At 73.5% G+C, this 13,677-nt stretch carries 13 protein-coding genes; 6 read left to right on the top strand and 7 right to left on the bottom strand.

Annotated features, from left to right (window positions below):
• Window positions 1-6 precede the first annotated feature (6 nt).
• On the bottom strand, window positions 7-1,086 hold the full coding sequence (gene moaA / locus RH864_RS02980) for a GTP 3',8-cyclase MoaA (protein WP_310516031.1): 1,080 nt from the start codon (window positions 1,084-1,086) through the stop codon (window positions 7-9).
• A 140-nt stretch (window positions 1,087-1,226) separates the two neighbouring features.
• Between moaA and RH864_RS02975 the strand changes: the two genes are divergently transcribed.
• The 5 genes from RH864_RS02975 to RH864_RS02955 are packed head-to-tail and all read left to right on the top strand — an operon-like array spanning window position 1,227 to window position 4,125.
• Entirely contained in the window at window positions 1,227-2,492 is a 1,266-nt protein-coding gene (locus RH864_RS02975) for a molybdopterin molybdotransferase MoeA (RefSeq protein WP_310516030.1), read from the top strand.
• 25 nt (window positions 2,493-2,517) lie between these two features.
• The gene (moaC, locus tag RH864_RS02970) at window positions 2,518-2,994 is read left to right on the top strand and encodes a cyclic pyranopterin monophosphate synthase MoaC (RefSeq protein ID WP_310516029.1); all 477 of its coding nucleotides are present in this window, start codon (window positions 2,518-2,520) and stop codon (window positions 2,992-2,994) included.
• Window positions 2,991-3,629 (top strand): molybdenum cofactor guanylyltransferase, encoded by a 639-nt coding sequence (gene mobA / locus RH864_RS02965; protein ID WP_310516028.1) that lies wholly within the window; start codon window positions 2,991-2,993, stop codon window positions 3,627-3,629. The genes moaC and mobA overlap by 4 nt, the downstream gene beginning before the upstream one ends.
• Window positions 3,626-3,892 carry a DUF6457 domain-containing protein gene (locus RH864_RS02960; RefSeq protein WP_310516027.1) on the top strand — a complete coding sequence of 89 codons (267 nt, stop codon included), beginning with the start codon at window positions 3,626-3,628 and terminating at the stop codon, window positions 3,890-3,892. Before mobA ends, RH864_RS02960 begins: the two co-directional genes overlap by 4 nt.
• Complete coding sequence (locus RH864_RS02955; protein WP_310516026.1) at window positions 3,892-4,125, top strand: MoaD/ThiS family protein; 234 nt, start codon at window positions 3,892-3,894, stop codon at window positions 4,123-4,125. Before RH864_RS02960 ends, RH864_RS02955 begins: the two co-directional genes overlap by 1 nt.
• Before the next feature lie 9 nt (window positions 4,126-4,134).
• Here the strand turns inward: RH864_RS02955 and RH864_RS02950 are convergent, their stop codons facing one another.
• The 5 genes from RH864_RS02950 to RH864_RS02930 all read right to left on the bottom strand — a co-directional run bounded on the left by RH864_RS02950 (window position 4,135) and on the right by RH864_RS02930 (window position 11,125).
• Complete coding sequence (locus tag RH864_RS02950) at window positions 4,135-4,560, bottom strand: molybdenum cofactor biosynthesis protein MoaE (RefSeq protein ID WP_310516025.1); 426 nt, start codon at window positions 4,558-4,560, stop codon at window positions 4,135-4,137.
• Window positions 4,557-6,890, bottom strand: coding sequence for an FdhF/YdeP family oxidoreductase (locus tag RH864_RS02945; RefSeq protein WP_310516024.1), 2,334 nt, complete (start codon window positions 6,888-6,890; stop codon window positions 4,557-4,559). Before RH864_RS02945 ends, RH864_RS02950 begins: the two co-directional genes overlap by 4 nt.
• 55 nt (window positions 6,891-6,945) lie before the next feature.
• Complete coding sequence (locus tag RH864_RS02940) at window positions 6,946-8,268, bottom strand: M18 family aminopeptidase (protein WP_310516023.1); 1,323 nt, start codon at window positions 8,266-8,268, stop codon at window positions 6,946-6,948.
• Between the two features lie 125 nt (window positions 8,269-8,393).
• Window positions 8,394-9,326 (bottom strand): DnaJ domain-containing protein, encoded by a 933-nt coding sequence (locus RH864_RS02935; RefSeq protein WP_310516022.1) that lies wholly within the window; start codon window positions 9,324-9,326, stop codon window positions 8,394-8,396.
• Window positions 9,327-9,475: 149 nt separating this feature from the next.
• Complete coding sequence (locus tag RH864_RS02930; RefSeq protein WP_310516021.1) at window positions 9,476-11,125, bottom strand: DUF7059 domain-containing protein; 1,650 nt, start codon at window positions 11,123-11,125, stop codon at window positions 9,476-9,478.
• A gap of 156 nt (window positions 11,126-11,281) precedes the next feature.
• Here RH864_RS02930 and RH864_RS02925 point away from each other — a divergent pair, with 156 nt between their 5' ends.
• The gene (locus RH864_RS02925; protein ID WP_310516020.1) at window positions 11,282-11,614 is read left to right on the top strand and encodes a hypothetical protein; all 333 of its coding nucleotides are present in this window, start codon (window positions 11,282-11,284) and stop codon (window positions 11,612-11,614) included.
• Window positions 11,615-11,680: 66 nt separating this feature from the next.
• On the opposite strand, the gene RH864_RS02920 is transcribed toward RH864_RS02925, so the two are convergent.
• Window positions 11,681-13,567, bottom strand: a complete 1,887-nt coding sequence (locus RH864_RS02920) for a thioredoxin domain-containing protein (protein WP_310516019.1) — start codon at window positions 13,565-13,567, stop codon at window positions 11,681-11,683.
• Window positions 13,568-13,677: the final 110 nt, after the last annotated feature.

Genomic DNA, 13,677 nt, shown 5'->3' with positions numbered 1-13,677 from the left:
TCAGGCTCAGCCCCCGATCGCGTTCATGCCGCGCGCGGGCTGCAGGAACGCGGGATCGTCGATGGCGTGTCCTGGCAGCTTGCCCCACACGCAGCCACGGAGCATCCGCTCGACCGCGCCCGGTCTCGCGGCGGCGTCGGTCTCGCGGAGCGCGGGGACGAGGTCGTACTCGCTGGTCGAGAAGAGGCAGTTGCGCAGCTGCCCGTCGGCCGTCAGCCGGAGCCGGTCGCACGCACCGCAGAACGGGGCCGTGACCGACGCGATCACGCCCACGGTGTGCGGTCCGCCGTCGATCGCCCATTCCTCGGCGGGAGCGCCGCCCCGGCCCGGCACGGCCGTGAGTGTCCAGCGGGCGCCGAGCCGTTCGAGGATCTCCTCGCGTGTGACCATGACCTGACGGTTCCACGTGTGCCCGGCGTCCAGCGGCATCTGCTCGATGAATCGCATCTGCGCGCCCTGGGCGAGTGCGAACTCGACCAGGTCGACGAGCTCGTCGTCGTTCACGTCACGCATCGCGACCGCGTTGAGCTTGAGCGGCCGCAGTCGCGACGCGCTCGCGGCGGCGATGCCGGCGAGGACGTCGTCGAGCCGGTCGCGGCGGGTGAGCGCGTGGAACCGGTCGCGCCGGAGCGTGTCGATGGAGATGTTGAGCCGGTGCAGGCCGGCCTCGACGAGGTCGTCGAGCACCTCGGGCAGCCGGATCCCGTTCGTGGTCATCGCGACCCGGACCAGCCCGTCGGCGCCCTCGATCGCCGCGAGCCGGCGGACGACGTCGACGAGGTCGGGCCGCAGCAGCGGCTCGCCGCCGGTGAGCCGGAACGTCGTGACCCCGAGGCGAGCCGCGACGCGGGCGACCTCGACGATCTCGTCGAGCGAGAGGATGCTGGTCTTCGCGAGCCACTCGTTGCCCTGCTCGGGCATGCAGTACGTGCAGCGCAGCGAGCACCGGTCGGTCAGCGAGATGCGCAGATCGCGGTGGACGCGGCCGTGCGAGTCCACGAGCGGGCCCGAGCGGGGCGCACCGGCGTCGACGACGGTGTCGCGCACCGGACGCGTCGGGAGGAGCGCGAGCGGCACGACGGTCATCGCACGTCCGCGTGCCGAGGGGCCGTCTGCATAGCACGAGCATAATCGCCGGGGCGGGAGGCGACGTCCCGGGGCCGCCCGCACCGCGTGCGCACGACGCCGGCGCGACCCGGGCGTCGACCACCTCATAGGGTGGGGGCATGCGTGACGTGCCCGCCCTGCGCTCGGTCGAGGAGCAGCTCGGCGACGTGCTCGCCGCGGTTCGCCCGCTCGCCGAAGAGACGCTCGAGCTGACACAGGCCTCGGGCCGCACCCTGCGCCGGGCCGTGACCGCGGCCGTCGACCTCCCGCGCTTCGACAACTCCGCGATGGACGGCTTCGCGGTGCGCTTCGACGACGTCCGCGAGGCATCCGCAACAGCTCCGGCGATCCTCACCGTGGTCGCCGACCTGCCGGCCGGCACGTCGGAGGACCCCTCGCTGAGGCCGGGCCAGGCGGCCCGCATCATGACCGGCGCCCCGGTTCCGGCCGACGCCGACGCGATCGTCCCGTTCGAGCAGACCACCGGGGGCCTCGCCGACTCGCTCGGCCAGGCACGGGTGGTCGCCGCGCCGGCCGGCCCGGGTGCGCACATCCGCCGACGGGGCGAGGACCTCGTCATCGGCGACATCGTCGTCGCACCCGGCGAGCTGCTCGGCGCCTATGCGCTCTCGGCCGCGGCCGCGGCCGGCGTCGCCGAGGTCGTCGTCTCCACGCGCCCCCGGGTCACCGTGATCTCGACCGGTGACGAGCTCGTGCCCACCGGCCGGCCACTGCGGTACGGGCAGATCCCGGAGTCCAACTCGCACCTGCTCGCGGAGCTCGTCCGCGAGACGGGCGGCACCGTCGTCGTCCGTGAGACGGTCGACGACGAGGGCACCGCGCTCGAACGGCTGCTCGTCGCGGTCACCGATCCCGGGCACCCCGACCACAGCGACGTCGTGATCCTCTCCGGCGGCGTCAGCGCCGGCGCCTACGAGGTCGTCCGCACGACGCTCAGCGACCGCATGCGGTTCACGAAGGTCGCCATGCAGCCGGGCAAACCGCAGGGATTCGGCGTGATCGAGGCCGGCGACGCCCGCACCCTCGCGTTCGGGCTGCCCGGCAACCCCGTGAGCGTCGCGGTGTCGTTCGAGGTGTTCGTCCGCCCCGCGCTGCTCGCCCTGCAGGGCCGCACCGAGCGGTTCCGGCCCAGGCTCATGCTCCCCGCGGCCACGTCCTGGCGGACGCCGCCGGGCCGCCGCCAGTATCTGCCCGCCCGCATCGACCGCACGGATCCGGCCCGCTGGACCGTCGGGCCGGCGACCTCGGGAGGCTCGGGATCGCACCTCGCGGGCGGCCTGGCCCGCGCCGAAGTCATCGCGGTCGTGCCGGCCGAGACCGAGGCCGTCACCGCGGGCGACCTCGTCGAGGTGATGCTGCGCTGAGGCGCCGGGATGCGATGCTGGACGCATGCGTCTGACTCATCTCGACGACGCCGGGCACGCCCGGATGGTCGACGTCACCGGCAAGGCCCCGACCGTGCGCTCCGCGACGGCGCGCGGCGTGGTCCGCTGCGCCGAGGCCGTCGTCGCCGCGCTCCGCGACGGGACCGTCCCGAAGGGCGACGTGCTCGCGGTCGCGCGCATCGCCGGGATCCAGGCGGCCAAGCGCACCCCCGAGCTGCTTCCGCTCGCGCACGTGATCGGCGTGCACGGGGTCGTCGTCGACCTCGAGATCGTCGATGCCGGCGTCGAGATCGAGGCCACCGTGCGCACCGCCGACCGCACCGGGGTCGAGATGGAGGCACTCACCGCCGTCACCGTCGCCGCGCTGACGATCGTCGACATGGTCAAGGCGCTCGACAAGGGCACCTGGATCGACGCCGTCCGCATCACGGCGAAGACGGGCGGGAAGAGCGGCGACTGGACCCGTCCGGTCGACGCATGACGATCGACTGCGGCGCGATCCTGCTCGCGGGCGGGCGGGGCAGCCGCATGAGCGGCGCCCGGAAGCCGCTGCTCGAGGTCGGCGGTCGCAGCCTGCTCGAACACGCGCACCGCGCGGCCTCGTGGTGCGACCCGGTCACCGTGGTCGGCGACGTGCGCGACGCGCGGCTGAACGGCGTCGAGTGGGTGCGCGAGGATCCGCCGTTCGGCGGCCCGGCCGCGGCCGTGGCCGCGGCGCTCTCCTCGTGGGCGGGCCGCGGCGACTCACCGGCGTGGACGCTCGTGCTGGCCTGCGACCTCCCCGGGGCCGGTCCCGCGGTCGCACGACTGCGGCGCGCTGCGCAGGACGCCGCCCTCGAGACCGACGGGGTCTGTCTCGCCGACCCGTCCGGCCGCACGCAATGGCTCACCGGGCTCTACCGCACGTCGGTGCTCACGGCGCGCGCCGCGGCGCTCCCGGACGCCGCACGCGATGCGTCGATCCGCAGCCTGCTCGACGGCCTCGCGATCGAGGTCGTGCCCGCGCCCGCCGCCGAGACCGCCGACATCGACACGTGGGAAGATCTGGAGACCGCGCGTGCCGGCACGACCGGCGCCGGCCCGACCAGCGCCGGCCCGACCACGGAGGAGCCATGACCGAACACCTGCCGCCTGAGGCCGCCCTCGAGCACTGGGTCGCCGCGCTCTGCGAGCGATTCGAGGTCGACCCGGGCGAGGTCCCGATCGCGCTCATCCTCGACCTCGCGAAAGACGCCGCGCACGGCGTCGCGCGCCCCGCCGCGCCGCTCACGACCTTCGTCGCCGGCCTGATCGCCGGCCGGTCCGGCGGCCCGTCAGGCGAGACCACCCGAGCCGCGTTCGACGAGATGCGCGAGCTCGCCTCCGCCTGGAGCGCGTGATGGCGCTGGTGCGGTTCTTCGCCGCCGCCGAGGAGGCGGCCGGCATCGACCAGCAGACGCGGCCCGAGGCGACCCTCGCTGCGCTGCGACTCGCGCTCAATGCGGAGCATCCGGCCCTCGCACCCATCCTGCCGCGCTGCGCGCTCCTCGTCGACGGCGTGCGCGCCGACGACGACCACGAGCTGGGTGAGTCGAGCACCGTCGACGTGCTGCCACCCTTCGCGGGCGGCTGAGCGGCGCGCCTACCCGCCGAGCCCCTTCCACGTCGTGGTGCCGTCGGTCTCGACCTGGCGCTTCCATACGGGCAGATCCCGCTTGATCGCCTCGATCAGCGCGCGACACACCTCGAACGCCTCGCCGCGATGCGCGGCGGCGACCGCGATGACGACGGCGGCCTCGCCCACCGCGAGCCGGCCGATGCGGTGCGACACCGCCACGGCGCACGCCGTGTCGCCGACCGCCTCACGCGCGATCCGCTGCAGCACGGTCTCGGCGTCGGGATGCGCCGAGTACTCCAGCGCGATCACCCGAGATGAGGCATCCGGATCGTGATCTCTGACGCGGCCGACGAACGTGACCTCGGCGCCCATCGCGCCGTCGTCGACCGCATCGAGGTGCGCGTCGAGCGAGATCGGCTCGGCGCTGATCGCCGCGCGACGCACGCTCATCGCTTCGGGCGGCTCTCGAGCCTGACCACCACGGACTTCGACGTCGGCGTCCCGCTGATCCGCGCCGTCGAGTCGAGCGGCACCAGCACGTTCGTCTCGGGGTAGTACGCCGCCGCGTTCCCGACCGGCGTGCGGTACTCGACGATGCGGAAGGCCTCTGCGCGGCGCTCCTCGACGCTGCCGTCGGCGAGCGTCCATTCCGAGACGAGGTCGACCACCTCACCGTCCTCGAATCCGAACGCCCGCACGTCCTCGGGGTTCACGAGCACCACGCGGCGACCGCCCGTGATGCCGCGATAGCGGTCGTCCTTGCCGTAGATCGTGGTGTTGTACTGGTCGTGCGAGCGGAGGGTCTGCAGGATCAGCCGGCCCTCCGGCACCGGAAGCCACTCGAGCTCGTTGACCGTGAAGTGGGCCTTGCCGTCCTCGGTGGTGAACGTCCGGCTGTCGCGCGGGCCGTTCGGGAGGAACATGGTCTTCCCACGGTCGATCCGCTGCTCGAAGTCCTCGAAACCCGGGACGACGTGCTCGAGATGCGTGCGCACCTTGGCATAGTCGGCGGCGAGCTCGTGCCACGCGGCCTTCGGCGCATTGGGCAGCGGGTCGGCGCCGTCGGCACGGTCGAAGACCAGCGCGCAGAGCTCGGCGACGAGCGCGACCTCGCTGTACATGTCCTCGGCGGGGGGCTTCAGCCGGCCGCGCGACGCGTGCACCGCGCCCATCGAGTCCTCGACGGTGACCCGCTGCTCGACGCCGTCGCGGCGGTCGCGGTCGGTGCGGCCGAGCACGGGCAGGATGATCGCGCGCCGGCCGGTGACGGTGTGCGAACGGTTCAGCTTGGTGGAGACCTGCACCGTGAGGTCCAACCGCTCGAGGGCGGCCTCGGTCACCTCGGTGTCGGGTGTGGCCGAGACGAAGTTGCCGCCCATGGCCATGAAGACGCGCGCCCGACCGTCGCGCATCGCACGGATCGCCTCGACGACGTCGTGACCGTGCGCACGCGGGGCCGTGAAGCCGAACTCGGCGTCGAGCGCGGCCAGGAAGGGTTCGGAGGGCTTCTCGTAGATGCCGACCGTGCGGTCGCCCTGCACGTTCGAATGCCCACGCACGGGGCACACGCCCGCTCCCTCGCGGCCGATGTTGCCCTGCAGCAGCAGCACGTTGACGACCTCGCGCAGCGTCGGCACCGAGTGCTTGTGCTGCGTGAGCCCCATCGCCCAGCACACGATGGCCGACGGGGACGTCCGGAATCGCTCGCCGACCTCGCGCAGGGTCGCCTCGGTGAGCCCGGTCGCCTCGGTGAGCTCGGACCAGTCGAGCGAGCGCACGTGGGCCGCGTAGGCGTCGAAGCCCGTGGTGTGCGCCTCGATGAAGGCGCGGTCGAGGATCGCGGCATCCGTCTCGCTCGCCTCGAGCAGGTGCTTGCCGACCGCCTGGAACAGCGCCTGGTCGCCGCCCAGCCGGATCTGCACGAACAGGTCGGCGATCGGCGTCCCGCCGAGCACCACGCCGCGCACCGTCTGCGGGTTCTCGAAGCGGATGAGCCCGGCCTCGGGCAGCGGGTTCACCGCGATGATGAACGCGCCGTTGCGCTTCGCCTTCTCGAGCGCGCTGAGCATGCGCGGATGGTTCGTGCCCGGGTTCTGCCCGGCGACGACGATGAGGTCGGCCTCGTGCAGGTCCTCGATGGACACGGTGCCCTTGCCGATCCCGATGGTCTCGGTCAGGGCCGATCCGGATGACTCGTGGCACATGTTCGAGCAGTCGGGGAGGTTGTTCGTGCCGAGTCCGCGCACGAGCAGCTGATAGAGGAACGCGGCCTCGTTCGAGGTGCGGCCCGACGTGTAGAAGATCGCCTCGTTCGGGTCGTCGAGCCCGCGGAGCGCGTCGGCGATCTCGCGCAGGGCGTCGGGCCACGCGATCGGCCGGTAGTGCGTCGCGCCCGCGTCGAGGATCATCGGCTCGGTGATGCGGCCCTGCTGGCCGAGCCACCAGTCGTCATGCGCCCGCAGCTCGGCGACCGAGTGCTCCGCGAAGAACGCCGGCGTGACCCGACGGACCGTGGCCTCCTCGGCGACGGCCTTGGCGCCGTTCTCACAGAACTCGGCGAGGTGCCGTTTGTCCTCTTCCGGCCACGCACAGCCCGGGCAGTCGAACCCGTCCTTCTGGTTCACCCGCGCGAGCGTCTGCACGGAGCGCGCGACGCCCATCTGCTCGGCGGAGATCTTGAGCGCGTGCAGCACCGCGGGAACGCCGACGGCGACCGACTTCGGCCGGCCGACCCGGACCTCCGATTCGTCGATGTCGTCGATCGGCGGCTTGCTCGTCATGATGCTCCCTCGCTCATTCCACGCCCCTGCGCCGGCTCACGCCACGCCTCCAGCCTCACACACCCCGGAAGAACGCCTCGACCGCGCGGCCGAGGGCCGCGAGGTCGTCGACGTGCGCGAGCTCGCGCGCCGAGTGCATCGAGAGCAGCGGGACTCCGACGTCGACCGTGCGGATGCCGAGCCTCGTGGCCGAGATGGGGCCGATCGTCGACCCGCACGGGATCGCGTTGTTCGACACGAACGGCTGGGTCGTGCCCCCGGCCGCACGGCAGACGCGCTCCCAGAGCGCCGAGCCGACCGCGTCGCTCGCGTACCGCTGATTGGCGTTGAGCTTCAGCAGCGGCCCGCCGCCGAGCACCGGCCGGTTCACGGGGTCGTGCTTCTCGGGGTAGTTCGGGTGCACCGCGTGGCCGGCGTCCGAGGACAGCAGCCACGACGAGGCGAACGCGCGACGACGCTCCTCATCGTTCGCGCCGAGGCCCGCCGCGACCCGCGAGAGCACGTCCTCGAGGAACGGCCCGGCCGCGCCCGAGCGCGACTCGGAGCCGAGCTCCTCGTGATCGAACGCGGCCAGCACCGGGAGCTGCGCGGGGCCCGAGGCATCCGCCTGCCGCGAGGCATCCGCCGGCCGCGATGCATCCGTCTGGCCCTCGTGCGTGGCCAGCAGACCGGCGAGGCCCGCGTAGACCGACGACAGGTTGTCCATGCGGCCCGCGGCGAAGAACACGTCGTCGCGGCCGAAGCGCTCGGGCGGCGTGGTCGCGGCCGTGAGCACATCGTGCCCGGCGACGTCGGCGAGCGCGACGCCGGCACGCTCGGCGAGCAGCGCGACGACATCGCCCGGCTCGCCCGCGGCCCAGATCGGCTGCACATGCCGCTGCCGGTCGAGCGTGAGCCCCTTGTTCGCCTCACGGTCGAGGTGGATGGCGAGCTGCGGGATGCGCAGCATGGGGCCCGTGCGCACGAGGTGCTCGGCCCCGTCGAGGGTCACGAGCCGGCCCGCGAGCTCGAGTTCGCGGTCGAGCCACGAGCTCAGGAGCGGTCCGCCGTACACCTCGACGTTCGCCTGACTGAGCCCGGCCGCCTCGCTCGACGGGTTCGGCTTGAGCTTGAACCCGGGCGAGTCGGTGTGCGCGCCCAGGATGCGGAACGGGGTCGACGCGGACGCGCCGGCCGGCTGCACCCACGCGATCACGGCGCCGTCGCGCACCACCACACGTCCGCCCGGGCCGGTCGGCCACGCGTCGCGCTCGTCGAGCCGCGTGAACCCCGCGGCCTCGAGCCGCCGCGCGACCTCGGACGCCGCGTGGTACGACGAGGGCGACGCCCGGATGAACTCGGCGAAATCGGATACGTACGCGTCGGTCGTAACAGCCATGGTGCGACCAGCCTAACGATCCGTCGCGAGTCGTCGGCACGATGCGTCGACACGCCGCGCCCGACTCGCGTCACGCGGCGTGTCACCGGAATCTGCCGACGACCGGCGAAGCCGGACCGCGGGTCTCACTCGGCGAAGCGCACCGAGGCCTGCAGCCGCGAACGCACCTCCATGACCTCGGTGCCGCCGAGATGCGCGGACCCGGGAAGCCCCTCGCGCACGGCGCTCACCAGCCGCGAACGCCGCACGAGCGCGACCACGGCGCCGCGCACCGTGCCGCCCACCTGCATCGGCTCGGCCAGATGCTCGTCGGGGACGACGACCATGAGCGCCGTCGGCTTGACCCGCGCGGCCCGGCCGATCGCCTTCGCGCGAGCGGCGAGCGCCCGGATCGGCCGTTCGCCGTCGAGCGCCTCGCCCGCGATCTCGCCGCGGTGCAGCGACACCTCGCCGCCCCAGTCCTCCGACTGGACGGCGAACAGGCCGGACGGGCCGAGCACGAGATGGTCGAGCTTCGGGGGCAACCCGCCGCCGGCGGCGTCGGTCGCCAGATCGTGCCAGATCGTGTACGCGATGCCGAGCGCAGGCAGCGCCCGCGCGGTCGCCTCCTCGGCGATCGCGTCGGCGAGGATGTGCCGCAGCTCACGCGGCGCCGAGCGCACCAACGCCGGATCGTACGGGTCGTCGAGGTCGACCCCTCGCCCCGCCCATTCGCGGATCAGCACCAGATATCGCTCGCGCGAGAACCCGCCCGGGTGTCCGTACGCACGAGCCTGCGGCCGTGAGTCCCGGCGCGGTCGTGGGGCGGCGGGCGCCCACGCCTCGCGCGCGGGCCCGCTCGCACCACCGCGTCCGCGATCGAACGCCGCGCGCGCCTCGGGCGTCCCGACGAGCTCCCACGCCCGCTGCACCGCGTGGAACGCCGCCGGGTCGCCGCCGGTGTCGGGATGCGCCTGACGCAGCGCCCGCCGGTAGGCGGCGCGCAGCGCCGTCGCGTCGGCGTCGGCTGACACGCCGAGCACCTCGTACGGGGAGTCGGAGAGCGGACTGGTGGCCATGGGCTCGCTTTCGGGCGGGATGCCACACGAGACTACCGGCGCCGGCTGAGTCCGCGCCTGAACGCGGCGCATCATGAACGCGGCACATCATGAGCACCGCACATTGTGTACCCCGCTCACGAACATGAGCGTCTGAGCGCGCGGCGGACTCAGCCCCGGGAGGGCATGAGCATCCCGGCGTGCACGAGGTCGCGGACCTGCGGCGCGAGCTCGGCCCAGAGCGCCTCGGCGTCGACCTCGAGGAGTTCGGCGATGGCGTCGGCGAGCACCCCTGCGGGCAGCGTGCCGTCGGCCGCGCCGACGAGGGCCGCGAGCGCGGTCCCGGCGTCGATCACCCGCCCGAACCCGCCGCCCTGACGCAGCAGGATGACCGTCGGCGACTCGGCGCCGGGCCAGTGGTGCCGTTCCTCCGTCACGTCGGGCGCGACCTCGAACGTGAGCCCGCGCACCGCGTCGTCGTCGAGCGCGAGCACGAGGTCGTCCGCGTCGAGCACCGACGCGAGATGCGCGCCGAGGCCACCGGGGTCCTCACCCGCCGGCCCGTGCAGGCGCTCGGTGCGGCGCATCCGCGGCACGGCATCGTCCGCGGGCTTCCGCAGCAGCACATAGCCGAACCCGACCCCCGTGACGCCACGGGCCGCGAAGTCCGCGAGCCAGGCCTCGTACAGCGGCTCGAACTCGGCACTGCCCGCGCGCGTGCCGCCATCGCGGATCCACGTCTCCGCGTAGCGCGCCGGGTCGAGCACCTCGCGTTCGATCAGCCAGTACTCGAGTCCCGCGTCGTCGAGCCACGCGGCGACCCGGTCGAGACCTTCGGATGCCTCGTGCAGCTCCCAGTTCGCGAGGAACTGCGCGATACCGCCCGGAGCCAGCCGTTCGGCGGCCCCGCGCAGCACCGCCTCGACGAGCGCGTCTCCGACGAGTCCGCCGTCGCGGTACTCGTACGCCGGAACCCCGTCGCGGCGGGGCGTGATCACGAACGGCGGGTTGGACACGATACGGTCGAACGTCTCGCCCGCGACCGGCTCGTACAGGCTGCCGAGCCGGAACTCGATCGACGAGATGCCGTTCAGCCGCGCGGTGAAGCGTGCGAACGCCAGCGCGCGGGCCGAGACATCCGTCGCGATGACCCGCTCGCTGAAGCGAGCCGCGTGCATCGCCTGGATGCCGCTGCCCGTGCCCAGGTCGAGCGTGCGCGTCGCCGGCCGTTGCAGCAGCAGCCCGCTCAGCGTCGTCGTGGCGCCACCGACGCCGAGCACGTGGTCCTCGGGCAGGGCGCCGAGCGTGCCGAGCTCACCCGGGTCGGATGCGATCCACCAGGCGCCCTCGCCGTGCTCGTCGGCGAAGGCGTAGGGGCGCAGGTCCACGAGCGCCGCGAGCCGGGCCGGCGCGGCATCGGCGCCGGCGTCCGCGATGGCGCGCGCATCGGTGACGGATGCCACGAGGCCGAGGTCGACCGCCCCGTCGACGCCGAGGCGCGGCAGCGCCGCCGCGACCGCGTCGACCGGCTGCGGGACCGCCAGCAGGAACAGCCCGATCAGCGTGGCGAGCGACGCCTCGTCATCGGACACCGAGCCGAGCGCGCGCAGCGCGGGCACCCGATGCCCGCGCCGGAGCGCCTCGCCGGGGTCGAGAACGGTGCCGTGCCGGCGCCAGACCGCGTCGACGCCCGCGACCGAGTAGCCGGCGGCCTCGAGGTCGGCGCGCAGCGCGTCGACGAGCGCGACGGTCTCGGCCGACGGGTCGTCGTGCGCCCACCGCGCGGGGAACGTCGATCGGGGAGGCGGAGTCTGGCCCATCCGTCCATTCAACCAGCGGTGCGTGCACCGCCTGGCTCCCCCGGGTGACATCCGTTCGTCATCTGCCGGTCACGCTGGGACCACCCGTGTAACCGCACTGTCATACGTCGCCCGTACGTTGGGTAGCATCGACACCACCATCGAGGGAGGTCTCGCATGACCGAGGCGACGACGCTCGACCGACTGCGTCAAGACGCCCGCGACGAGCTCGCGGCGCTCATCGAGCTGCGCTGCCGGCTCGGCGAGGATCCGTGGTCGTTCCTGCCCGAGCTGCCCTCGGTCGACGAGCAGGTCGTCGCGACGCTCCGAGAGGACCGCCTCAACTCCGAACGCTGGAGCCTCGCGCGCGCCCGCGCACACCACCCGGCCGCGCGGCACGGCGACGCCGAACGATTCGAGTTCGACATCCTGCGCGACATCGCGATCGATCACCCCGAGCTGTCGACCGCCGTCTGGGCGATGCTCGACCGCATCACCGCGCCCTGGTGACCCTCGCCGACCGGGCCTGCTGATCGTCGGTCGCCGGCGGCGCGTTCATGCGCCGCTCGCGCGGCCTCAGTCGCCGGCGAGCCGGTCGAGCGCGCCCGCATCGCCGACCGGGAGCGCGCACACGAACGACTCGCACCGGTAGGCGAGGCCTGCACCGCCGGCCGTTCTCGCCTCGAACAGCTCGAAGCCGGCCTCGGCGAAGGCGCGGGCCTGGGACTCGGTCACGACGGCGGCGACGGATGCCTCGTGGCGGCGCGTCGCATCGATGAGGGCGGCCGTTCCGGGCTCGACGCCAGGCTCGACCGCCTCGCCGGCGTCGGGCAGCACGGTCACGACCTGCACCAGCGGCGCTGCGAGCTCGGTCATGAGCGCGAGCGCGGCACCGAACGCGATGGGGCGCTCGATCGCGATCGCGGCCACCCCGGACATCGCCGCCTCCGCCGCCTCGAGGTACCGGGTGCCGGCACCGAGGGCGGAGAGCAGCCAGGCCGCGCGAGCCATCGAGGTCACGCCCGAGGGCGTCGCGCCCTCCGCGGGATCGGGCGGCAACGCGAGACCGTGCGCATCGAGCACCGGGTCGGCGCCGCCGGGCACCCCGAACGGCACGCCGCCGCCCGCCGCGGCGATGGCGCTGTCGACGAGGGCGCGCGCGGTCCCCGCCCAGCGCACGTCCCCGGTCGCGAGTGACAGCTCGATGAGCCCTTCGGCGAGCATGCCCGGGTCTTCGAGCGCGGCGCGCGCGTCGGACTCGCGGCCGTCGCGGGACGCCCGGACGAGGCTCCCGTCGGGTCGGAGGTGCGCGGCGATGAGCGCGTCGGCCGCACGAGCCGCCGTGGCGATCGCCGTCGGGTCGTCGAACACGGCACCCGCTCTGGCGAGGCCGCCGATCGCGAGGCCGTTCCAGCCGGTGAGGACCTTCTCGTCGAGGGCCGGGGGCGCGAGCTCGGCGCGAGCGAGCGCATCGCGACGGTAGTAGCCGCCCTCGTCGCGCCGGCCGTCGATCACGCTCTCGGAGTCCTGCGCGCTCGCGAACATGCCGGAGGGGAGGCGCATGACCGTCGAGAGGAAGCTCGTGAGCCCGGCCGCGAGGTCGGCCAGCCACGGCTCACGCGGTCCGGCCCGCCACAGATCAGCGGCCATGCCGAGCAGCAGGGCATTGTCCGAGAGCATGCGCTCGTAGTGCGGCTCGGTCCAGTCGGCGCGCGTCGAATACCGGAAGAATCCGCCTTCGACCGGGTCGCGGAGCGCCGAGGCCCCCATGCGCCGCATGGTCCGGGCCGCGAGCGCACGGCTGCCGCCGCCCGTCGCGGCGAGGAAGGCGAGCACGGGTGCGACGGGGAACTTCGGCGCACCCCCGAAGCCGCCGTGCTGTGGGTCTTCGTCAGCTGCCAGTCGTTCGGCTGCGCCCGCGAGCGCTGGCAGGTCGGGGAGCCCCGTGCCCTCGCCCACGACGGATGCTCCCGCGACGGCCGCGGCGACCGCCTCCGCGGTCTGCCTGAGCTCGCCGCGCCGATCGCGCCACGCTTCAGAGACGGCCCCGAGCACGTCGCGGAAGGCCGGCACGCCCTGCACGGATCGCGGCGGGAAGTAGGTGCCCGCGTAGAAGGCCCGGCCCTGCGCGTCGGCGAACACGGTCAGTGGCCACCCCAGTTGGCGCGTGAATGCGCTTGCGGCGGCGAGGTAGCTCCCGTCGACGCCGGGGTGCTCCTCCCGATCGACCTTGATGGCGACGAACCCCTCGTTCAGGATGCGCGCGATCTCGGGGTCGCTGAAGCTCTCCCGGGCCATGACGTGGCACCAGTGGCAGGTCGCGTATCCGATCGAGATGAGGACGGGGACGTCGCGTTCGGCCGCCGCACGGAATGCGTCGGGCCCCCACGGGTACCAGTCGACGGGGTTGTCGGCGTGCGCCTGCAGATAGGGGCTCACGGCGTCTGCGAGTCGTTCGGCCATGGAACCCATGTTAAAGACGAAGAGCCCGACCAGCGTTGGTCGGGCTCTTCGATGAAAGAATGTCCGGCGGTGTCCTACTCTCCCACAGGGTCCCCCCTGCAGTACCATCG

Origin of the sequence: Agromyces aerolatus (genome assembly GCF_031432255.1) — a bacterium.
Classification (GTDB): domain Bacteria; phylum Actinomycetota; class Actinomycetes; order Actinomycetales; family Microbacteriaceae; genus Agromyces.
Note: the sequence above shows the minus strand (reverse complement) of the source record. Positions and strands in the feature narration are given on the sequence as shown.